Raw genomic sequence first — 21,228 nt, forward strand, 5'->3', positions numbered from 1 at the left:
TATCAGGACGTCACAGGCGAGCACGGTGTACGGGGACCGTGTACGCACCCAACGGCTCCCCATGAGGGCATGACGGGGGACAGAGGCGTCCTCCCCATGCCGTTCGGGAGGTCGGCCGATGAAGGCCTTGCCCTTTCTCTGCTGTCTGATCCGCCCCTCCGCCGCCAGGCTGCGCGTCACGGTCTGGGAGCTGGCGGTGCTCGCGGGGCATCTGCTGCTGTATCCGATGGGCGTCTCGCAGGAGCAGGCCGCCGCCGCGGCGGCGCACGCCCGGGCGGCCGCCGAGGCCGCCGCGGACGGACACACTGATCCCCCCACCAACGACATGTTCATCGACACCACCGACACCATCGACGCGGTCATCGACACCGCCGACGCGGATGTCGACACGACCGATGCGAGTGTCCACACGACGGACACGACCGACACGACCGACACAGCCGGCACCGCCATCGGCGCCGTCGGGGCGGCCACCGGCATCAGTGCCGGTTCGAGAGCGCGGAAGGCCGCAGGGCCGTGGTCCACCGACGCGGACCGGACGCACGCCGATGCGCGGAGCGGAGCCGGGGCGCGGAGAGGCGCCGCGGCGGGGGCAGCGGCTCCGACAGGTCCCGAGGCGCGGACCGGGACGCGCGCGGGGGCGCGCTCCAAGCCGCTGACCGGGACCGGAGCCAGCTCCCGCGTCGGCGTCGAGACCGGCACCGACACCGACCGGCTGCCCGCGCCCGCTCTTCTCCCCACCGAGGGGCGGTCGCACCCGCCCGTGCTCCTGCTGCACGGCTTCATCGACAACCGTTCCGTCTTCGTACTGCTGCGCCGTTCCCTGCGCCGGCACGGCTGGCGTCATCTGGAAGCGCTCAACTACTCCCCTCTTACGTGCGACATACGCAAGGCCGCCGAGCTGCTGGGCCGCCACGTCGAGGATGTCTGCGCGCGCACGGGGCACCGCCGCATCGACATGGTGGGCCACAGCCTCGGCGGGCTGATCGCGCGGTACTACGTCCAGCGACTGGGCGGGGACGCGCGGATCCGGACACTGGTCACGCTCGGCACCCCGCACGGCGGCACCCGGCTCGCGTCGCTGCTGCCCGCGCATCCGCTCGTGCGCCAGATGCGGACGGATTCCGACGTGATCAAGGAGTTGGCCGCGCCGGCACCGAATTGCCGGACGCATTTCGTCTGCTTCTGGAGCGATCTCGATCAGATGATGGTCCCGGCGGAGACTGCGCGGATCGATCATGATGATCTCCGCACCCGGAACGTTCATGTCTCCGGTGTCGGACATCTGACCTTTCCGGTCAACGGCGCGGTCGCCGCCGGCATCCGCGAAGCGCTGGCCGCGACGGATCCGCTCAATCCGGGCCAGTCGGAACAGACCGGCGCCCCGCCGGAAGCCGCCGCCCCGGACCGGGCATCCGTGGCCTGAACTCCCCAGAAGCGCCCCGACCTGCTCCGACCGGCTCCGACCTGCCCGTTACGGACGTCGGCGCAGGTGGTCGCAGCGCGCGCCGGAGCCGACGGTTACGCCAATTGATCTCGAACATTCTTCGAACGTGGCGCCAAGAACCTGTGTGGCGTCCTCCGAAAGACGGCCAAATGCCCGGTCTGGAAGGGCCCGAAACCTACGGAAGATTGTCGCCGTCGCATACCGCCGGGTACAGTCGCCGCTAATTCTCCTGCTGCCGAGGCGAAAGAGAAGTTGGTGGTGAACGACCGTCACCCGTCGGGGAACCCAGACCCGACCGGCTCTGCTGCTGACGCCTCGTACGGGTCCCATCCCGGATACGAGCCGCACGGCCAGCAGGACCCCCAGCTCGGTTACGCCGCGTACGACGGGTACACCACCGGAACGTACGACACGGGCGCGTATGCCGCCGGGGCGTACGACCCGACCATGTACGAAGCGGCCGCCTACGACACCGGCGCCTACGGCACGGTGTCCTACGACGGCGGGACGACGCACGAGGGCGGAGCGTACGAGACCGGCAGCTACGACGTGAGCGGTGCGTACGACCCGAACGGGACGTACGACACCGGTACGTACGCCACGGAGTACGGAACCGGCAGCTACGACCCCTATGCGTACGGCGCGTACGACAGCACCGGTACGTACGACACCAGGGCGTACGCGCCGAACGGCACGTACGACACCGGCTCGTACGACACCACCGGCGCCTACGATGCCGCCGGTACCTACGACGCCACCGGTGCGTACGCCGAGTACGGGCAGCAGGATGCCGGGGCCGGCACCGACACCGGGCAGTGGGACAGCGAGGCCTGGGCCGGCGCCGAGGGGTACGAGGCGGCCCATCAAGGCGCGCAGTTCGAGACGAACCAGTTCGAGGCGACGCAGTTCGGCACGGGCCCCTACGACTCCGGACAGTTCGACACCGGACAATTCGATGCCGGGCAGCTCGACCCGTCCCAGTTCGACACCACCGGACAGTTCGACGCCTCCCACCTCGACGCGTCCCAACTCGACCCGTCCCAGTTCGAGACCTCGCAGTTCGACGCCGTCGAACACGTGCAGGGCGCGGCTCCCGAGGGGGCTGCCGAGTCCACCGCCGTCTTCACACCCGATGATCTGGCCGCGGCCGACGCCGGGACAGGTGCCGACGAGGACGGCGACCTCCACTCCGCCGTCACCGCGATCATCCCCGCCCCCGCCGTCTCCCCCGAGGGCGGCCTCGACGGTCCCTCCGGGGTTGCTTCCGGCGGCCGTCGGGCCGCCCGGCGCGAGGCGCACGGCAGCGGCGGCGGCCGGGGCCGGCGGCGTACGCCGAAGAAGTCCGCGCTGCTGACCGTCGCGGTGCCCTCCGTGGCCGCCATGGGCGTGTGCGCCGTGGCCGCGGCCTCCGTCTCCGGCGCGACCGACAAGGACGACGACACCGCCGTACAGGCCGCGTCGGAGGCCTCGGCCGTGAAGCCGTCCGCCGCGAACAACAAGCTGGACTCCCAGCTGTCGAACCTCAGCGCCGACGCGAACGACTTCGCCGACCGTGCCAGTCGTACGCAGGAACGTCTCGACCTGCAGGCTCGGGCGGCCGCCGAGAAGAAGCGCAAGGCCGAGGAGGCAGCGCGCAAGGAGGCGCTGCGCCCCAAGTTCGCGCTTCCGGTCAAGCAGCACGGGCTCAGCGCCCTCTACGGGCAGGCCGGCGTCAACTGGATGTCGCTGCACTCCGGGATCGACTTCCCGGTCAGCTACGGCACGCCCGTGATGGCCGCGACCGACGGCACCGTCGTCACCAAGTGGAACCCCGCCTACGGCAACATGGTGGAGATCACCGCGCCGGACGGCACGGAGACCTGGTACTGCCACCTCAGCAGCGCCAAGATCCGCTCGGGCACGGTGAAGGCCGGCGACGTGATCGCGTACTCGGGCAACTCCGGCAACTCCACCGGCCCCCACCTGCACTTCGAGGTGCACCCGGGCGGTGGCGACGCGATAGACCCGCTGCCCTGGCTGCGCTCCAAGGGCATCGACCCCAACTGAGCCGACCGAGAACACGCTCAGCACGCGCGCTCCAGCACGCGCTACATGAAGGGCCCGGGCCCCCGAGGGGTTCCGGGCCCTTCACGTATGCGCTGCCCGCCTACAGCTTCTGCACGGGTGCGTACCGCAGCAGCAGGCGCTTCGGCTTCTCGCCGCCGAAGTCGATCGTCGCCTCGGCGTTGTCGCCGCTGCCCTTGACCCCGACGACCGTGCCGAGCCCGAAGCTGTCGTGCGTGACGCGGTCACCGATGGCGAGCGCGACCACCTGCCGGTCCTTGGCCCGGCGGGTCGCGAAGCCGCTCGGCCCGGCCTTGCTCCGCGAGGAGGAGGACGAGGAGCCGAAGCCACCGCCGAAGAAGCCGGAGGACAGGCCCGAGGAGAGCCCGCCCATGGACGCGGACGGCGTCGCCGGGCCGGTCCGCTTCCACTCGACGTACTCGTCCGGGATCTCTTCCAGGAAGCGGGACTGCGGGTTGTACTGGGGCTGGCCCCACGCGCTGCGCATCGTGGAGCGCGTGAGGTACAGCCGCTCGCGGGCGCGCGTGATGCCGACGTACGCCAACCGCCGCTCCTCCTCCAGCTCCTTGGTCTGGCCGAGCGCACGCATGTGCGGGAAGACGCCGTCCTCCATGCCCGTCAGGAAGACGGTCGGGAACTCCAGGCCCTTCGCGGTGTGCAGGGTCATGAGCGTGATGACGCCCGTGCCCTCGTCGTCCTCGTCGGGGATCTGGTCGGAGTCGGCGACCAGGGCGACCTGCTCCAGGAAGTCGGAGAGGGTGCCGCCCGGGACGGCAGTCCCTGATGTCTCGGCGTCCACGCCGCGGTCCTGCTCGAACTCGAGGGCGACCGCCGCGAGTTCCTGGAGGTTCTCGATACGGGTCTCGTCCTGCGGGTCCGTGGACGACTGGAGCTCGGCCAGATAGCCCGTACGCTCCAGGACCGCTTCCAGGACGGTCGCGGGCCCTGCACCGGACTCCACGATAGTCCGCAGCTCTTCCATGAGCGTGTTGAAGCGCTTGACGGCGTTCGCGGAGCGCGCGGCCATGCCGTACGCCTCGTCGACGCGGCGCAGCGCCTGCGGGAACGTGATCTTCTCGCGGGCCGAGAGGGCGTCGATCATCGCCTCGGCGCGGTCGCCGATGCCGCGCTTCGGAACGTTCAGGATGCGGCGGAGCGGGACGGTGTCCTCAGGGTTGGACAGCACGCGCAGGTACGCGAGGACGTCCCGGACCTCCTTGCGCTCGTAGAAGCGCACGCCGCCGACGACCTTGTAGGGCAGCCCGACCCGGATGAAGACTTCTTCGAAGACACGGGACTGGGCGTTGGTCCGGTAGAAGATCGCCACGTCGCCGGCCCGGGTCTCGCCCGCGTCCGTGAGCCGGTCGATCTCGTCGGCGACGAACTGCGCCTCGTCGTGCTCGGTGTCGGCGACATAGCCGGTGATCTTCGGGCCGGTGCCGGCGTCCGTCCAGAGGTTCTTCGGGCGGCGGTTCTCGTTGCGCTCGATGACGGCGTTGGCTGCCGAGAGGATCGTCTGCGAGGAGCGGTAGTTCTGCTCCAGCAGGATCGTCGTGGCGTTCGGATAGTCCTCCTCGAACTGGAGGATGTTGCGGATCGTGGCACCGCGGAAGGCGTAGATCGACTGGTCGGCGTCGCCCACGACGCACAGCTCGGCGGCGGGCACCTCGTCCGTCCCCGGGCCGACCAGCTCGCGTACGAGGGTGTACTGGGCGTGGTTGGTGTCCTGGTACTCGTCGACCAGGACGTGCCGGAAGCGGCGGCGGTAGTGGTCCGCGACGTCCGGGAAAGCCTGGAGCAGGTTCACCGTCGTCATGATGATGTCGTCGAAGTCCAGGGCGTTGGCCTCGCGCAGCCGTGCCTGGTACATCGCGTAAGCCTCGGCGAGCGTCTTCTCAAAACCGTCGGCCGCCGTCCCGGCGAAGTCCTCGTGGTCGATGAGCTCGTTCTTGAGGTTGGAGACCTTGGCACTGAAGGACTTCGGCGGGAAGCGCTTCGGGTCCAGGTCCAGATCGCGGCAGACCAGGGCCATCAGGCGCTTGGAGTCGGCGGCGTCGTAGATCGAGAACGATGAGGTGAAGCCCAGCTTCTTGGACTCGCGGCGCAGGATGCGCACGCACGCGCTATGGAAGGTGGAGACCCACATGGCGCTGGCGCGCGGGCCGACCAGCTCCTCCACGCGCTCCTTCATCTCGCCCGCGGCCTTGTTCGTGAAGGTGATCGCGAGGATCTGGCCGGGGTGGACGTGGCGCGTGCCGAGGAGGTGCGCGATGCGGTGCGTGAGGACGCGGGTCTTGCCGGAGCCGGCACCGGCGACGATGAGCAGCGGCGAGCCCGTGTGCACGACGGCGGCCTTCTGCTGGTCGTTCAGCCCCTCCAGCAGCGCGGCCGGGTCGACGGCCGGGCGGGCGGCGCCGTCGCGGTAGTACGCGTCCCGCTGCACGGGCGCGTCGTAGCGGCCACCGAAGAGGTCGTGCGGCACCTCCTCCACTGCCGGACGGTCCTCGTCCTCGGGAGGCGGCGGCTCCTCGTCCTTGGGGTCGAGGTCCGCCAGGAAGCTGTCGTCAAAGAGGCTGCTCATCGCCCACCGAGTCTAGGCCGCCCCACCGACAACCCGGCCCCGGCCGCGGAATTCCGGGCTCAAGGATCCGGCGGAGGCGCGGTACGGGCGGGTCGGAGCGCGGCGGGAGCAGGGCCGGAGGGCCGTACGAACAGGGGCGAGCGCGACCTGAACAGGAACGGAGGACGGAACGGAGGACACGGCCCCAACAGCGGCGGAGAGCGGCGCGGAGGATACGGCACCCCGCCGCCCGTCACGGACGGACAACGGCACCGGACATTCCGTGGTCATGACAGCCCTCACATCGGCACGGACACGATCAGGTCACGAAAAGATTGCGGGCAAATCGAACATCAGCCTTCACAGAAGCCACACGAGTTGGCTACCGTGCCGACCGGGCAGCCCGCCCCACCGTCCGGTGACAGCACCGGCACGGGCCGCCCCGCCGAGTCCGGCCTGTCGTACGCACGGCCCTTGCCATACGCATGGCAGCTGTTCGTACGCACGGCAGCCGGAGCCGGGGACCCTCCCTCCTGTCGCCGACTTCGACGCAGGAGGGCCCACGTACGACCGGGGTGAATCGGTCTCTGCGGAGCGATCCGTACGGCCGTAGGGCACCTTCCGTAGCACCAGTGGGCACGCGCCCCACGCGCGCGCTCATGCGCCCGAACCCGACAGCTAACCCGGTAGGCGGTCCACGGAAGGAGTCGCCGGCCTTGGCGTCTCATCGCAAGCCCCGCACCCGCATGCTCACCGTGCCCGCACACCGCCGTACGGCGGCCGGGCTCACCACCGCGGCGCTGGCCTCGGTCACGCTGCTCACCCAGACCGCGGACGCGTCCCCCAGGAAGCCCGCACCTTCCATAGAGGAGGTCAAGAAGAAGGTCGACGGCCTGTACCGGCAGGCCGAGGTCGCCACCCAGAAATACAACGCCGCCAAGGAACGCTCCGCGACGCAGCGCGACAAGGTGGACGAACTGCGGGACGCCGCGGCCGAGCGGACCCAGAAGATGAACGACGCCCGGCGGGAGCTGGGCACCTTCGCCTCCGCCCAGTACCGGTCCGGCGGGCTGAGCCCGACCGCACAGCTGATGCTGGCGCAGGACCCCCAGCAGTTCGTGGACCGCAACCACCTGATGAAGCGGCTCACCGGCCGCCAGCAGGAGGCGGTCGCCGACTACCAGGACCAGCAGGCGCAGGCCGCGCGCAAGCGTGCGCAGGCGACGAAGGGCCTGGAGGAGCTGCAGAAGTCCCAGGAGTCGCTGAAGACGTCCAAGCAGGAGGTCCAGGGCAAGCTGACCGAGGCCCGGCAGCTGCTGTCCCGGCTGACCGCGCAGGAGAAGGCGCGGCTGGCGGAGCTGGAGCGCAAGAAGAAGGCCGAGGCGAAGCGCAAGGCCGAGGAGCTGGCGCGGGAGCAGGCCGAGCGCGAACGTGAACAGGACGGCGCTGCGGGCGGCACGGACGGCGGCTCCGGCTCCGGGACGGGCAGCGATTCCGGGACCGGCACCGGTTCCGGGGTGCCCGACGGTTCGTACGCGACCAAGGCGGAGAAGGCGATCGCGTTCGCCCGCGCGCAGATGGGCAAGCCGTACGTCTGGGGCGCCACCGGGCCCGCGTCGTACGACTGCTCGGGGCTGACCCAGGCGGCGTGGAAGGCGGCCGGCGTCTCGCTGCCGCGGACGACCTGGGACCAGGTGAAGACCGGCACGCGGGTCGCGACGAAGGATCTGCAACCGGGGGACCTGGTGTTCTTCTACGACGACATCAGCCACGTCGGGATGTACATCGGCGACGGCAAGATGATCCACGCCCCGAAGCCGGGCGCGAACGTACGCGTGGAGTCGATCTACTACATGCCGATCTACGGGAGCGTACGACCGGCCTGACGTACGACCGGCCTGACGTACGACCGGCCTGAGGCAACTCGCAGAACGACGAACCGCGCGGCCGCCCTTCGAGGGCAGCCGCGCGGTTCTCGCGTCCGGCGGGACTCTCAGGTCCCGGGGCGCTCAGGTCCAGAGGAGCGCGATGAAGATGTTGACGACCGTGAGCAGACCGACGAGTCCGAAGAGCGGCTTCTCCACCTTCTCCTCGTCACGCTTCACGTAGACCAGACCCAGGATGACGATCAGGACGGCGAGCTTGACGCCGATCTTGATGTTGTTGACCGAGGCGTCCTGCATCTGGTTCAGACCGACCAGGATGACGCCGGTCACCAGCATCGTGATCGCGCCGTGCAGCATCGCGGGCACGAAGCGGGCGGTGCCCGCGCTCATCGCCTTCATCTGCGTGAGGAAGCCGCCGAGCAGCGAAGCGATGCCGATGATGTGCAGGGCGACGAACACATTGATCACTACGTCCATAGTGGTCGATCGTAGCTCCGGCGCCGCACGGCCCTGCGGGCAGGTCCGCCGGCCACCTGTCACTCGTCCCCGGCACCCACCACCGGATCGAACTGTCGAGCGCCCCTGGTCCGCACTCTCGTACAGCACCGGTCGATGCCAGTCACCCGGAGGCCAGAAGCGGGCACCGACCGGTAAGGGAGTGGGCAATGCCCGGCAATGGCCCGCTTGCAGGCCGCCAGGAGGTTTAGCGTCCTCGTCCAGGCGGCCGGCTCCCCACCGCCGTCGGTTCCGCCCCGACGGCCGCCGGCCGCCCCCGCCGAAGGTACGGCGGCGGCCCGCTCCCCCTTGACCCGGGCCACCGCCGTACCAACGGCAGGGAGAGGGACCGTCGGCGCCCGCGAGCCTCCGGAAGCTCATTGACGCTTTGCTGACGCGAGGGGAACACCGGGCCCACCTCGTCACATTCGTATCGGAACACAGTTTTGGCAGACGGCTCCTGAAGGCGGTCCGGGAAGTCAGATGCCGGCAGCACGGGCAGCCGGTTCAGCAATCAATGAATTCCGGCTCACGGACCAGAATTCGACCGACCGGTCGTATTCCGCGTCCCGCACGTCCGCGCCCGCCGGTAACACCGGAACCGCCAGCCATATTCGGCCACGGAAAGGCGGCCCCGGCGGTTCAATGCAGACGCGGCACGTGACCGCTCACCACGAAGTCCCGCAACAGGTCCATCGCCCGTATCGGCGACTCGCGGAAGACCCCGTGCCCGGCCTCCGCCAGGACGTGCAACCGTACGTCCGCGCGGCTCAGCCGGTGCGCGAAGCGGCGGGCCGCCGAGGCGGTCGCCACCGGGTCCTGCTCGCCGGCCAGGATCATCGCGCGGCACTCCAGCCGTTCCAGCCCGTGCCAGGGGTCGAACCCCCTCGCCAGCACCGTGCGGAAGTGGTCCAGCACGTCGTCGTTCCAGCGCACCCGGCGGAGCCGGTCGTGGCTGGCCGCGTCCCCGCCGGGCTGCCGGGAGTACAGGGGCAGGCAGACGCGTTCCCACGCCTCGGTCATCTCGTCGCCGTTGTCCCCGGCCCAGTACCGCAGGGCGACGTCCCGCGCCTCCGGCCCTCCCAGCCGTTCGAACATCTCCAGCCGTTCGTACGTGTCCCCGGGCATCACGCTGTCCAGCACCAGCCCGGCGAACCGGTCGGGGTGCCGGATGGCCGCCAACAGCGCGACCCACCCGCCGCTGGACGAGCCCACGAGGACGGGCCGTTCGATCTCCAGCGCGTCGCAGAAGTCGATCGCGTCGTCCGCCCACCGCTCCCATGTCCACTGGGACGGCCCGCACCGTACGGAACGGCCGCTCCCCCGCTGGTCGAGGTAGATGACCTGAGCGAATCCGGCCGCGGCGGAAAGCTCCGGTTTGAACAGGGTGTGATCGGCCCCCGGTCCCCCGTGGAGCAGCACGATCGTCGGCCGTTCGGCCATGTCCGGGCCGTCCGTCTCCAGTTGGGCCCCCTCCACATCGAAGTAGAGCCGAACACCATCACCGATATGTACCCGCACGGCTCTTGACCTCTCTCAAGTAGCCTGATTTTCCAAGGATTCGGGTGGCCCCGGCAGCGTTATGCAAGGGGGCCGAATTCGACCGTCACTATTGCGAAGCTCTCGCAATACGATCGGGTCCGTGGACACAATGACCGAGCACCACCGCGTGCCCGTGGCACGGCCCGAGGTCGTGCGCGCCTGGGTGGACGGCTGGGTGCGTTCGCGCGGCACGGACGGCGCGGTCGAGGTACCGGGCGGCTTCCGGATAGCCGTGGGCCGCACCGACCAGGTCGCGCGGTACGTCCTGCCCGCCGCGGACCCCGCGGTGCTGCGCCGCCTGTCCGTCGCGCTCATCACGCCGGGCCTGTGGCTGAAGGTCTGCGCGCCCCGCTCGGCCGTCGAGCCCGCGCTGCCGGCCTCCTGGGAGTTCCGGGCACCGGAGTACCTGATGACCGCCCCGCTGGGCCGCACGACGCACAGCGGTGCCTCACGGGCGGCGGGGGCACCGGAGGTGCCCGACGGGCTGCGGGACGGCCTGGTGCCCGGCGCGGCCCCCGCGCCGCCGCCGGACCCGGCCGTGCTGCCGGGCGGGTACGTCGTCGAGACGGTCGCCCAGGGCGGCATCGTCGACGCGCGCGCGTTCGCCGCGACCGGGGAGGTGGCGGCCGGCGGCCGGGTCGCGCTGGCCGGCGCGACGGCGGTCTTCGACCAGGTCCGCACGGATCCCGCGCACCGCCGCCAGGGGCTGGGCCGGATCGTGATGACGGCTCTGGCGGCCCGTGCGGCGCAGCAGGGCGCCACGCAGGGGGTGCTGGTGGCCCGGGACGACGGGCTGTCCCTGTACCGGGCCATGGGCTGGGAGCTGCACTCCCCCGTGACCACAGCGGTGCTCCGCAGACGGGGCACGCGGTGAGCACCGCCTCGCTCGCTCATCGCGTTCAGCGGGGAGCGAGGCTCTTGCCGCGGGCGGCGTACGCGGCGTGTGCCGCCCGGGCGCGGGAAGCGCCTGCGCGGTCCCGCCGCGGCTCCGCGCGGACCGCGTGCCCCGCCCGGTCGCCCCGGTAGCGCCATGCGTTCGTCACTGCGTCCACCTCCGCAGGGGGGTACCGGCCGGTACCACCGCGGAGGTGCCCGGTTGGTCACTTCCAAGGTATGACCGGGTGGTCACTTCGCGGTGAGGAGCCACGGAACACCCCGGGACATCGGGTGGTATTCGCCGAGCGGGACCCGGAGTGCGGGGCTGACGCGTACACTGCCCGCCGCCTCGGACCGGGAGGCTCAACTCCCGGCCCGGTGGCCGCAGTCGGCGTCAGATCAGGCGGCGGGCCGTCGCCCAGCGCGTCAGCTCGTGGCGGTTCGAGAGCTGGAGCTTGCGGAGGACCGCCGACACGTGCGACTCGACCGTCTTGACGGAGATGAAGAGCTGCTTGGCGATCTCCTTGTACGCGTAGCCGCGGGCGATCAGCCGCAGCACCTCGCGCTCGCGCTGGGTGAGGCGGTCGAGGTCCTCGTCGACGGGCGGGGCATCCGTCGACGCGAAGGCGTCGAGGACGAAACCGGCCAGCCGCGGGGAGAAGACCGCGTCGCCGTCCGCGACCCGGAAGACCGCGTCCACCAGGTCCGTACCGGTGATCGTCTTGGTGACGTAGCCGCGCGCCCCGCCCCGGATGACGCCGATGACGTCCTCCGCCGCGTCGGACACCGACAGCGCCAGGAACCGCACCGGACGCTCCGGGTCGGCCATGAGGGAGGCGGACCGGCGCAGCACCTCCACCCCGCCGCCGCCGGGCAGGTGCACGTCCAGCAGCACGACCTCGGGCCGGGTGGCCGTGATGACCGTGACCGCCTGGTCGACGTCGGCGGCCTCGCCGACCACCTCGACGCCGGTGGTGTCGGTCTGCCCGATCTCGGCCTGGACGCCCGTACGGAACATCCGGTGGTCGTCGACGAGGACCACGCGCGCCCGCCGGGCCGCCCCCTCGCCGCTCCCCTGTGCTGCTTCGGTGGCGTTCATTCCGCGGCCCTCTCCATTTCCAGTTCCACTACGGTCCCTCCGTCCGGGGCCGAGCGCAGCCGCGCCGTACCGCCGTTGCGCTGCATCCGCCCGATGATGGACTCCCGTACGCCCATCCGGTCCGCCGGCACCGCGTCCAGGTCGAAGCCGGGCCCCCGGTCGCGTACGGAGACGAACACCGACCGGCCCTCCACCTCGGCGAAGACCTGCACCGCGCCGCCGCTGCCACCGTACTTGGCCGCGTTCACCATCGCCTCGCGCGCGGCCTGCATCTGCGCCCCGAGCTGCTCGTCCAGCGGGCAGTCGCCGACGACCACGACCTCGATCGGCACGCCGTGCGCGTCCTCGACCCCGGCAGCCGCCTTCCGGACGGCGTCCGCGAGCCGGTCCGGCTCCTCGTCCTCGTCCTTGCCGCGGCCCTCCGGCTTGTACAGCCAGGCGCGCAGCTCGCGCTCCTGGGCGCGGGCGAGGCGGGCCACCTCCCGGGGGTCGTCGGCGCTGCGCTGGATGAGCGTGAGGGTGTGCAGGACGGAGTCGTGGACGTGGGCCGCGACCTCGGCGCGCTCCTGTGCCCGGATGCGCATCAGGCGCTCCTCGGAGAGGTCCTGCATCATGCGCACGAGGTAGGGGCCCGCGAGCAGGGCGATGCCGACGACGACGGCGAGCGCGGCCTGCAGGACGGAGCCGAGGTTCCGGACCGAGCCCTGGAGGATCACGATGGCCGTGACGCCGATGCCCACCAGGAGGACGCCGGCCGCGCCTCGTGCGAAGGGCAGTACGCCCTTCCTGCGGCCGAGCTCCAGCCACTGTGCGCGGCGGGCGTTGTCGGCCTGCCGCCACACCAGGGCGACGCCGGCGCCGATGAGGAGCACCGGCCACAGGTAGGCGTTGGCCTGCCCGAGCCGGAAGTTCGAGGCGAGCACGGAGGCCCCGACGATCAGGGCGATCAGCGCGAAGATCTGACCTTTGTCGGGGCGCCGGACGCGGCGGGGCCACCGGCCGCCCGGGGCCGCACCCTCGGGGGCGTACGGGCCGTGCGCGGCCCCTCGGTGGGCGTCGACACCGCCGACCCCGAGGGGCACGAAGAACCAGAACGCGGCGTACAGAAGGGCGCCCATGCCCTGCGCCACGAAGAGCGCGACGAAGACGATCCGCACCCAGGAGACGGGCAGCGCCAGGTGGCCCGCCAGACCCCGGGCGACGCCGCCGAGGAGCCGGCCGTCGGCGCTGCGGTAGAGGCGGCGCTGAGGACGGTCGGCGGGGTCGGGCACCGAGGCGTACGGGCCCTCGGTACGGGGCGGAGCGGTCGTCATGCTCCCGATCGTCACACGCGGACGGATGTCCGGGCATCAGGGTCGACCCTGATCGTCCCCTGACCGGCCCCGGCGGGCCGTGGTCTCAGCTGTTCGGCCGGTGGTCGCGAAATCCGTCGCGCGCCACGTTGAAGACGTTCTGGTACTGCGCCCACTGGGCCTTCGGCGCGGACAGGTAGAGGGCGTACTCGTCCTCCCCCTCCTTGCCGAAGCCGAGGTCGATGGCGCGGAACTCGCGCGCCCGGCCCTGGAAGGTGAACTCCCAGACGGCGGCGGGCTGCCCCTGGAACAGGGTGTCCTGGAGGCGCAGCCGCTCGTACCCCTGCGACTTGGCCTTGAGCTGCTGCTCGACCTGCTCGAAGTGGCGGACGTGATTGGAGCTGGCGAAGCCCAGCACGCTGACCTTCAGGCCGACGAGTCCGGACGGGTGGAGGTAGTCGACCTCGTTGCGGTCCGGCATGGCCTGGCGGGTCCAGCCGTTCGGTACGGGGAAGGAGACGCCCATCTTCTTCTCCGTGACCAGGTGGTAGCCCTTGGGGACCCTCGGCGGGTTCTGGCTCGCGGGGGCGGACGGCCCGGCCGACTCACCGGCCCCCGGGGCCGCCTGGACGCCGCCTCCGTCCCCCAGGACGTGTATCAGCCCGGCCGCGACCGCACCGGCGCCCACGACCGCCACCGCGCCCCACAGGACGAAGCGCAGCGGACGGCGGCGGGCGGGGGACGCCGGGCCACCGCTGACGGTGACCCGGTCGGTGGCGTCGGTGGCGCGCTGGACGGGAACGGAGGGGAAGGCGCCCCCACCGGGGACGGCAGCGGGGACGGCACCCGGGCGCGCCCCGGTGCCGGTACCCGCTCCCGTAGTCGTACCGGTGCCCGTACTCGTGCCCGTGCCCGTACCGGTGTCGATGGTGCCGGGCCCGGCTCCGGTCACTGTTCCGGATCCGGCTCCGGTTCCGGATCCGGCCCCGATCCCGGTGCCGGTCGCGGTTCCGGTGCCCGTCGTCACCGGGCCGCCCCCGGTGCCCGTTCCCGAGGTCGTGAAGCCCTCCACCGTGAGGAATTCCGTCACCGCCTCGGAGGCGGGCGCGCGGAGGGTCCGTTCGACGGCCTCGGCGGACGGGCGGTCCGACGGCTCCTTGGCGAGCAGCGCCTCGATGAGGGCCGTGAGCGGGCCGGCCTGGCGGGGCGGGTCCAGCGGGTCGACGGCGATCGAGTACGCCGTCTCCACCGCGGTGTTCTTGCGGAACGGGGGCCGTCCCTCGACCGCCTGGTACAGCGTCGCGCCCAGCGCCCACAGGTCCGAGGCGGGACCCGGCGTACCGCCCTTGACGCGCTCGGGCGCCAAGTAGTCGATGGAGCCGACCAGTTCGCCGGTCTTGGTGAGGGTGGACGTACCGCTGGCCACCGCGATCCCGAAGTCGGTGAGCACCACCCGGCCGTCCTCGCCGAGGAGGACGTTGCCCGGCTTCACGTCGCGGTGCAGAACGCCCGCCGCGTGTGCGGCCCGCAGCGCGGCGATCATGCCGCGGCCGATGCGGGCGGCCTCGGCGGGCGGTACGCCCTCGCCGGCCAGCGCGGCCTCCTTGATGACGTCGCCGAGCGTCACGGAGGGGACGTACTCCATGACGATGCAGGGCAGGCCCGCGTCGTCCACGACGTCGTGCACGCCGACGACGTTGGAATGGTTGATGCGCGCGGCGGCCTGGGCCTCGCGGCGGGTGCGCTCGTTGCGCATGGCCAGCTCGTCCGGCTCCAGCTGGAGCGAGGAGGCGTGCAGTCGCTTGACGGCGACCTGACGGCCGAGCAGTTCGTCCTGGGAGCGCCAGACGGTGCCCATGCCGCCCTGACCGATGCGTTCGAGCAGGCGGTACCGCCCGGCGACCAGCCGACCCTCGTCCACCGCAGCCTCCGACACCGCACGCCCTCCGGCTCCCCCATAACCCGTCAGAGGACAACGATAGTCAACGGAACCTCACCCGTAACGGGGCGGTCGGCCCCGGCCCGCCCGCCGGACCTCGGGGACGCCGGAGGTGTCAGGAGTGTCGGGGATGCGCCGTCCGACATCTCAGGGACCGGCCAGGGTTGTCACTGATGCCGGGCCGCGGTTCCGCTTGTCACCATGGGCGCATGAACGATGCTTCCCCTCCCGGTGCGGGTGACGGTGCCGGTACGGGTGCCGGAACCGGCCCCGCCGGCGGCGCCGGTTCCGGGCCGGCACACGGCGCGACCGCCGCTCCTCCGCCCCCGCCGCCGCCCCCGCTGCGACGCAGCCGTACCAAGGTGGTCGGTGGGGTCTGCGGGGGCCTGGGGCGGCACTGGGACCTGGATCCGGTCATCTTCCGCATCGTGCTGGCCGTACTGGCCGTCAGCAGCGGCATCGGTCTCATCGTGTACGGCCTCGCCTGGCTGCTGATCCCGGTGGAGGGCGAGGACGAGAACGAGGTGCGGCGGCTGCTGTCCGGGCGTGTCGAGGGGACGGCCCTGACCGCGCTCCTGGTCGCGCTGGTCGGCTGCGGGCTGTTCCTGTCGGTGCTCGGCCGGGGCGGCGGCATGGCGTTCACGGTCATGCTCGCGCTCGCGGTGGCCGGCTCCGCTTACTGGTCGAAGCAGCGGCGGGCCGCGGCGCGGGGCACCGGCCCGGTGGACCCGGCGACGGCGCAGGCCGTCGCGGACGCGCCGCCCGAGACGCAGGCACCGCCCGCGCCGGGCAGCCCTTCGTGGTGGCGGGATCCGCTCGCCAAGGAAGGACAGCCGGCGGGCACGCACGGGGGCCGCACCGGCTATCTCTGGGGGCCCGCGGACACGCCGTCGTACGAAGCGGCGGCGGCCGGCGGGCCGGGCAGGGGCGGTGCGCACTCCGGGGGCGCGGGCACGCGGGCCACGGAGCGGCGGGACGCGTGGGAGCGGCGGCCGAAGCGGGCCGGGCGGTCCATCGGCGGCCTGACGTTCCTGCTGGCGCTGGTCGCCGGCGCGGCGGCCACGGGGGCCACCTGGCACGACGGCTCGGTGCCGGCGAGCCTGCAGGCGGGGCTGGCCGCCGCACTGGTGGTGTTCGGGCTCGGCCTCGTGCTGAGCGCGTGGCTCGGCCGGACCGGCGGCGGCACGGTCTTCATGGTGGTGGTCACCGCCCTGCTGCTGGGTGCCACGACCGTCCTGCCCCGCAACATCACCGCCGACTGGGACGCCCGTACGTGGTCCCCGTCGACCGCGGCGGACGTCCGACCGTCCTACGAACTGGGCGCGGGCCGCGGGCACTTGGACCTCAGCGGGCTGCGGCCCGCGCGGGGGCAGACGGTCCGGACACACGCCGAGGTGGGCGCCGGGCTGCTACGGGTGACGCTCCCCGAGGGCGTACGGGCGCGGGTGCACATCGAGGTCGGGCTCGGCGACATCCAGCTGCCGGGCGAGACGCCGGACGACGTGGACGTGGCGTCGGACCGGGAGCGTACGGTGACGCTGCCCGCGCACGGCCTCAAGAAGGGCGAGCGGCCGCACGGCACCCTGGACCTGCGGCTGGAGGTGGGGCTCGGCCAGGCGGAAGTGAACCACCCGACCCAGCTGCCGCCCCTGGACCCGCCGTCCGCGCCGGAGGCGCCGGACGTGACCGGCGCGCGGAAGGAGGTGGCCGAGCGTGCCGCGGCATGAGTTCCAGCCCGCGCGGCTCGTCACGGGCCTGACCGCGCTCGGCATCGGCGGCGTCTACGTCCTGGACGCCGCGGGCCGCGTCGACGTACCCGGCGCCTGGCCGCTGATCGCCCTGCCCGCCGGCCTGTTCCTCTCGGGCGGCGTCTCGGCGCTGTACGGAATGGTCCGCCGCCGGCGGCGGAGCACGGAGCTGCCGCCGCCGGAGAACAGCCCCGGCTGACCGGCCCGGCCGGCCGCCGTCAGCCGATGAGGCGGCGGCCGAAGCGACGGCGCCGTCTCGCGTAGAGGGCGTCGACGGAGAGGTACGGCGTGCCGGCCAGCACCAGCGGCAGCCAGGCCATCAGGTACGCGAGGTCGTTCCCGAAGTAGTACGGGGTGGTGGACCAGCTGACGGTCAGCCAGAAACTCAGCGAGATCAGCGCGCCGCCGCACGCCGCGAGCCGCCCGAGGACGCCGAGGAGCACGCCGAGGCCGACCGCCAGCTCGCCCGCCGCGATGGCGTAGCCGAAGCCGACGGGGCTGTTGAGCGCCAGGTCGACCAGGGCCGGCACGCCGGCCGACTGCCGTGCCTGGCGCATCGTCTCGCCGATGGAGCCGGTGCCGGAGGCCGCGAAGAATCCCGGCTCGGTGAGCTTGTCCAGGCCCGCGTAGATGAAGGTGACGCCGAGGAAGATCCGCAGCGGCAGCAGCGCGTACCTCCCGAGCGTGCCGCGCAGCCCGCCGGGGCCGCCACCGGATCCTCCGTGGTCGATCGCGAGCGATCTGCCCGTGTGCACCATGATGTCCTCCCGCTCTGCGTCGCCGCCCGGCGCGGACGATTCTGCCCACGGGCAGGCGTTCGAAGACTGATACGGACCGGGCGTCGCAGAACGTTCAACGGAACCGGGCGAATCAGGATGCGCCCGACATCCGTACGTCACTCCTGCACGTCACACGTGCGAGTCATTCCTGGACGAACAGGGGGTAAGCGGCGGATTCGACACCGGCCGCCGTGATGACCCGCACCTCCGCGCGGCCCGGCTCCACGTCGGCCGGCACCGGCACGACCAGCACGCCGTCCGACGGATTGGCGAAGCCGCCCGGGACCGGCACCAGCGGCACATGGACGTCGACCGCGCCGATCCGGACCACCGTACGGGCCAGCCGGTGCGGCGGCTGGGCGCCCGGCGGCACGAAGCCGCTGCCGCGGATCTCGATGTCGTCGCCGGTACGGACCGGCCCGTCCAGGCCGCCGATCTCGCGGGCCCGCACGACGGAGAGCACGACCGGTCGGGTGCCCTCCGCGTACTTGCCCGCCAGATACGTCGCCGCGCTGACCGCCGCCAGCACCACCAGCCCCCACGGAAGGTCCGGCAGCCGGTCCGGCTCGGCGGCGAGGCGGACCGCGGTGAAGACCACGGCGACCGCGTTCAGCAGCACGTACTGCGCGTCCGCGAAGCTGCCGCGGCCCGCGTCGTCGGCCAGCAGGTCCCCGGCGCGCGGGTACTCGGCGGGGATCTTCTGCTGCCGCCCGGCACGGATGCGGACGGACACCAGCCGGGCCGCGGCGACCGCGGCGGCACAGGCGATCGCCACCACGGTCAGCAGCCCTGCACCCCGCGCGAGACCGAGCCCCGCCAGCAGCCGGTGACGCTCGGCGGCGTCCGGGGCCAGCGCCAGCCGGGCCGCGAACATCAGGACGACCCCCACGGCCGGCAGCAGCCAGGCCGCGGCGACCGTACGGGAGGTGGACAGCCGGCCGTCCTCGCCGGTGACGGGCGCGAGGAGACCGCCGTGGCCGCGGTGCCGCAGGACGAGCACGGTGAGCAGCGCGGCCAGGACGACGGCCGCCGCCAGCGCCGCCGTACGGGATTCCGTCCAGCCCGCGCCGATCGCGGTGAGCGCCTGCCCCAGGAGCAGGGCCCCGACCGCGCCCCACAGGACGAAGGGCGTCCGGCGCCGGACGGCCTCGCTGCGGGCGCGGCCCTCGGCGGCGGCGCGCTCGGCGACGGACCGTGCGGACTGGGCGAGTTCGTCGGAGATCCACTGGCGCGCCGCGCCCGCGGAGTGCGCCAGGCCGGCCGGTACGCCACGGCCGGCGGCGAAGTCCTCGCGCAGCGCGAGGAACGCGGCGACCGCCTGCCGGTGGCCCGTACGGGCACCGCTGGGGCAGTCCCCGCAGTCGCACTCCGCACGCGAGCCCGCCGCGTCCGCGGCCGTGCCCGCTCCCGTGGCCGGGGCCGGCCGGCCGCGCCCGTCCGCCGTGGCCCGCTCGTGCTGCCCGGCCCGCCGCCCCGCCGCGTCCACCGACACTTTCCGTACCGCCCGCTAACCGTAGTCGCCGTCCACCGCTTCCGGTTGGCAGCGTGGGCTGCGCATTGTGCCGAGCGGGACGGGCCCGGCGCCAACCGCGCTGTTCCGGAGGGTGCGGACCGCCTCGGGCGGCGCCCCGCGGTACCGCCCGAGGCCGTCCGCCGCGCGCGCTCAGCCGAACAGGTCCGGCTCCTCGCGGCTGATCTGCTGGAACAGCGGCTGGTAGTTGATCCACGCCACCAGGTCGCTGCCGAGCTGCTCCCGGGTGCGCAGCGCGTCGCCGTGCTCGATGAGTACGGGCTTGCCCGCCGCCTTGGCGGTCAGCTGCACCTGGCAGGACCGTTCCATCGTGAGGAACCACCAGGCCGCGGCGTCCACGGAGTCGCCGACCGTCAGCAGTCCGTGGTTGCGCAGGATCACCGCCTTGTGCGGCCCGAGCGCGGCCGCGATCCGCCGCCCCTCCGCCTCGTCCACGACCACACCCGTGTACGCGTCGAAGAGCGCGTGGTCCTCGTAGAACGCGCAGACGTCCTGCGTGATCGGCTCCAGCAGCTCGCCGAGCGAGGCCAGCGCGCGGCCGTACGTGGAGTGACTGTGCGCCACGGCGACGACGTCCGGACGGGCGGCGTGGATCTGCGCGTGGATGGCGAAGGCCGCCTGGTTGACATGGTGGCGGCCCTCGACGACCTGCCCCTGGCTGTTGACGAGGAGCAGGTCGCTGACGGTGGCGTGCCGGAAGGACATCCCGAAGGGATTCACCCAGAAGCAGTCGGCGAACTCCGGGTCCCTGGCGGTGAGGTGACCCGACACGCCCTCCTCGAAGCCGTACCGCCCGAAGAGCCGCAGCGCCGCGGCGAGCCGCTCCTTGCGGTACCGGCGCTCCTCCTCGACGGTCGGGTACGTCGGGGGCATCGCGAACTGCAGCTGTTCGGTGGGTATCGGCGTCGGTTCGGGCATTCCGGCTCTCCCTCGTGTGTGACTCGCTCGGGAAGCTACGCCGGGGTAGGTGAAGAGGCCAGACATGAAGCGGGCGGTTGCAGTGGAAATGCTGTGAACTCCCACCGGGGCGGCCACGGACCGCCCCGGACCGCCCGCCGCCTCGCCCTGCTCCCGCTACTTCTCGTCCGCGCCGCTCAGCAGGCGGATGCCGCGCAGCAGTGCCGAGTGGTCCAGCTCGCCGTCGCCGCGGGCCACGGCGGAGGAGACGAGCTGCGCCGCGGTGGCACCGACGGGCAGCGGCGCGCCCACCGCACGGGCGGCGTCCGTGACGATGCCCATGTCCTTGTGGTGCAGCGCGAGCTTGAAGCCCGGGCGGTAGTCGCCCTCCAGGAAGTTGGTCATTTTGCGGGTGAGAACGGCCGAGCCGGCAAGGCCGCCGTTCAGCACCTCCAGCGCCGCCGGCAGGTCCACGCCGGACTTCTCCAGGAAGCCGATGGCCTCGGCGCAGGCCTGGAGGTTGACCGCGACGATCAGCTGGTTGGCGGCCTTCACGGTCTGGCCGGCGCCGTGCGGGCCGCAGTGCACGACGGTCTTGCCCATCGCGTCGAACACGGGACGGGCCGCCTCGAAGTCGGCCCGCTCACCGCCGACCATGATCGAGAGCACCCCCTCGACGGCACCGGCCTCGCCGCCGGACACGGGCGCGTCCAGCACCCGCACGCCGTGCTCCTTGGCCCGCGCTGCCAGGTCGATCGAGGTCTGCGGGGTGATCGACGACATGTCGATCAGCAGCGCGCCGTCCGCGGCGTTCGCGAGGATGCCGTCGTCCCCGTACGCGACCTCCTCGACCTGCGGCGACGCGGGCACCATCGTGATGACCACGTCGGCGCCCCGAACAGCCTCGGCGATGCTCGCCGCCTCCGTCCCCCCGGCCTCGACGAGCGCCCCCGCCTTGCCCGGGCTGCGATTCCACCCGCGCACGGTGTGCCCGGCCTTCGCCAGGTTGACCGCCATCGGGCTGCCCATGATCCCGAGTCCGATGAAACCGATGGTGCTCATGCCGTACGCCC

17 protein-coding genes and 1 riboswitch are annotated in these 21,228 nt (G+C 72.4%); of the genes, 6 read left to right on the plus strand and 11 right to left on the minus strand.

Going from position 1 to position 21,228, the window contains the following annotated elements; genetic code table 11:
* The first annotated feature begins 655 nt into the window (after window positions 1-655).
* Together ACIGQF_RS24580 and ACIGQF_RS24585 are read left to right on the plus strand one after the other, a co-directional pair.
* Window positions 656-1,426, plus strand: a complete 771-nt coding sequence (locus tag ACIGQF_RS24580; protein WP_399714426.1) for a lipase family alpha/beta hydrolase — start codon at window positions 656-658, stop codon at window positions 1,424-1,426.
* A 279-nt stretch (window positions 1,427-1,705) separates the two neighbouring features.
* Window positions 1,706-3,493 (plus strand): M23 family metallopeptidase, encoded by a 1,788-nt coding sequence (locus tag ACIGQF_RS24585; protein ID WP_399713984.1) that lies wholly within the window; start codon window positions 1,706-1,708, stop codon window positions 3,491-3,493.
* Between the two features lie 100 nt (window positions 3,494-3,593).
* On the opposite strand, the gene pcrA is transcribed toward ACIGQF_RS24585, so the two are convergent.
* On the minus strand, window positions 3,594-6,092 hold the full coding sequence (gene pcrA / locus ACIGQF_RS24590) for a DNA helicase PcrA (RefSeq protein WP_399713986.1): 2,499 nt from the start codon (window positions 6,090-6,092) through the stop codon (window positions 3,594-3,596).
* A gap of 506 nt (window positions 6,093-6,598) precedes the next feature.
* A riboswitch (cyclic di-AMP (ydaO/yuaA leader) is annotated at window positions 6,599-6,780 on the plus strand.
* A 7-nt stretch (window positions 6,781-6,787) separates the two neighbouring features.
* On the opposite strand from pcrA, the gene ACIGQF_RS24595 reads away from it, so the two are divergent.
* Window positions 6,788-7,957, plus strand: coding sequence for an NlpC/P60 family protein (locus tag ACIGQF_RS24595; protein WP_399713989.1), 1,170 nt, complete (start codon window positions 6,788-6,790; stop codon window positions 7,955-7,957).
* A gap of 123 nt (window positions 7,958-8,080) precedes the next feature.
* On the opposite strand, the gene ACIGQF_RS24600 is transcribed toward ACIGQF_RS24595, so the two are convergent.
* Window positions 8,081-8,434, minus strand: a complete 354-nt coding sequence (locus ACIGQF_RS24600) for a hypothetical protein (protein ID WP_361559459.1) — start codon at window positions 8,432-8,434, stop codon at window positions 8,081-8,083.
* Between the two features lie 660 nt (window positions 8,435-9,094).
* On the minus strand, window positions 9,095-9,973 hold the full coding sequence (locus tag ACIGQF_RS24605; RefSeq protein ID WP_399713992.1) for an alpha/beta fold hydrolase: 879 nt from the start codon (window positions 9,971-9,973) through the stop codon (window positions 9,095-9,097).
* A gap of 130 nt (window positions 9,974-10,103) precedes the next feature.
* On the opposite strand from ACIGQF_RS24605, the gene ACIGQF_RS24610 reads away from it, so the two are divergent.
* Window positions 10,104-10,868 carry a GNAT family N-acetyltransferase gene (locus ACIGQF_RS24610; RefSeq protein WP_399714428.1) on the plus strand — a complete coding sequence of 255 codons (765 nt, stop codon included), beginning with the start codon at window positions 10,104-10,106 and terminating at the stop codon, window positions 10,866-10,868.
* A 25-nt stretch (window positions 10,869-10,893) separates the two neighbouring features.
* Here the strand turns inward: ACIGQF_RS24610 and ACIGQF_RS24615 are convergent, their stop codons facing one another.
* The 4 genes from ACIGQF_RS24615 to ACIGQF_RS24630 all read right to left on the minus strand — a co-directional run bounded on the left by ACIGQF_RS24615 (window position 10,894) and on the right by ACIGQF_RS24630 (window position 15,197).
* Window positions 10,894-11,037 (minus strand): hypothetical protein, encoded by a 144-nt coding sequence (locus tag ACIGQF_RS24615; protein WP_399713995.1) that lies wholly within the window; start codon window positions 11,035-11,037, stop codon window positions 10,894-10,896.
* Between the two features lie 227 nt (window positions 11,038-11,264).
* The gene (locus ACIGQF_RS24620; protein ID WP_399713998.1) at window positions 11,265-11,969 is read right to left on the minus strand and encodes a LuxR C-terminal-related transcriptional regulator; all 705 of its coding nucleotides are present in this window, start codon (window positions 11,967-11,969) and stop codon (window positions 11,265-11,267) included.
* Window positions 11,966-13,282 carry a PspC domain-containing protein gene (locus ACIGQF_RS24625; RefSeq protein WP_399714000.1) on the minus strand — a complete coding sequence of 439 codons (1,317 nt, stop codon included), beginning with the start codon at window positions 13,280-13,282 and terminating at the stop codon, window positions 11,966-11,968. Before ACIGQF_RS24625 ends, ACIGQF_RS24620 begins: the two co-directional genes overlap by 4 nt.
* 85 nt (window positions 13,283-13,367) lie before the next feature.
* Window positions 13,368-15,197, minus strand: a complete 1,830-nt coding sequence (locus tag ACIGQF_RS24630) for a serine/threonine-protein kinase (RefSeq protein WP_399714004.1) — start codon at window positions 15,195-15,197, stop codon at window positions 13,368-13,370.
* Between the two features lie 212 nt (window positions 15,198-15,409).
* Between ACIGQF_RS24630 and ACIGQF_RS24635 the strand changes: the two genes are divergently transcribed.
* Together ACIGQF_RS24635 and ACIGQF_RS24640 are read left to right on the plus strand one after the other, a co-directional pair.
* A complete protein-coding gene (locus ACIGQF_RS24635) occupies window positions 15,410-16,927 on the plus strand; it encodes a PspC domain-containing protein (protein ID WP_399714006.1) in 1,518 nt (505 codons plus the stop codon).
* Window positions 16,914-17,147, plus strand: a complete 234-nt coding sequence (locus ACIGQF_RS24640) for a hypothetical protein (protein ID WP_399714008.1) — start codon at window positions 16,914-16,916, stop codon at window positions 17,145-17,147. Before ACIGQF_RS24635 ends, ACIGQF_RS24640 begins: the two co-directional genes overlap by 14 nt.
* Before the next feature lie 19 nt (window positions 17,148-17,166).
* On the opposite strand, the gene ACIGQF_RS24645 is transcribed toward ACIGQF_RS24640, so the two are convergent.
* From ACIGQF_RS24645 to ACIGQF_RS24660, 4 genes are all read right to left on the minus strand, one after another.
* Window positions 17,167-17,706 carry a DoxX family membrane protein gene (locus tag ACIGQF_RS24645; RefSeq protein WP_399714011.1) on the minus strand — a complete coding sequence of 180 codons (540 nt, stop codon included), beginning with the start codon at window positions 17,704-17,706 and terminating at the stop codon, window positions 17,167-17,169.
* A gap of 163 nt (window positions 17,707-17,869) precedes the next feature.
* Window positions 17,870-19,213 (minus strand): hypothetical protein, encoded by a 1,344-nt coding sequence (locus ACIGQF_RS24650; RefSeq protein ID WP_399714013.1) that lies wholly within the window; start codon window positions 19,211-19,213, stop codon window positions 17,870-17,872.
* A 177-nt stretch (window positions 19,214-19,390) separates the two neighbouring features.
* Window positions 19,391-20,176, minus strand: a complete 786-nt coding sequence (locus ACIGQF_RS24655; protein WP_399714016.1) for a class II aldolase/adducin family protein — start codon at window positions 20,174-20,176, stop codon at window positions 19,391-19,393.
* A 156-nt stretch (window positions 20,177-20,332) separates the two neighbouring features.
* Window positions 20,333-21,217, minus strand: a complete 885-nt coding sequence (locus ACIGQF_RS24660; RefSeq protein WP_399714019.1) for a 2-hydroxy-3-oxopropionate reductase — start codon at window positions 21,215-21,217, stop codon at window positions 20,333-20,335.
* Window positions 21,218-21,228: the final 11 nt, after the last annotated feature.

The organism is Streptomyces sp. NPDC053560 (assembly GCF_044544605.1).
Taxonomy (GTDB): domain Bacteria; phylum Actinomycetota; class Actinomycetes; order Streptomycetales; family Streptomycetaceae; genus Streptomyces.

Excerpts from the sequence above, each read along its gene's own strand:
- ACIGQF_RS24655 (WP_399714016.1), bottom strand. The coding sequence starts at position 20,176 with ATGCCCGAACCGACGCCGATACCCACCGAACAGCTGCAGTTCGCGATG.
- ACIGQF_RS24660 (WP_399714019.1), bottom strand. The coding sequence starts at position 21,217 with ATGAGCACCATCGGTTTCATCGGACTCGGGATCATGGGCAGCCCGATG.
- ACIGQF_RS24620 (WP_399713998.1), bottom strand. The coding sequence starts at position 11,969 with ATGAACGCCACCGAAGCAGCACAGGGGAGCGGCGAGGGGGCGGCCCGG.
- ACIGQF_RS24600 (WP_361559459.1), bottom strand. The coding sequence starts at position 8,434 with ATGGACGTAGTGATCAATGTGTTCGTCGCCCTGCACATCATCGGCATC.
- ACIGQF_RS24635 (WP_399714006.1), top strand. The coding sequence starts at position 15,410 with ATGAACGATGCTTCCCCTCCCGGTGCGGGTGACGGTGCCGGTACGGGT.
- ACIGQF_RS24625 (WP_399714000.1), bottom strand. The coding sequence starts at position 13,282 with ATGACGACCGCTCCGCCCCGTACCGAGGGCCCGTACGCCTCGGTGCCC.
- ACIGQF_RS24610 (WP_399714428.1), top strand. The coding sequence starts at position 10,104 with ATGACCGAGCACCACCGCGTGCCCGTGGCACGGCCCGAGGTCGTGCGC.
- ACIGQF_RS24645 (WP_399714011.1), bottom strand. The coding sequence starts at position 17,706 with ATGGTGCACACGGGCAGATCGCTCGCGATCGACCACGGAGGATCCGGT.
- pcrA (WP_399713986.1), bottom strand. The coding sequence starts at position 6,092 with ATGAGCAGCCTCTTTGACGACAGCTTCCTGGCGGACCTCGACCCCAAG.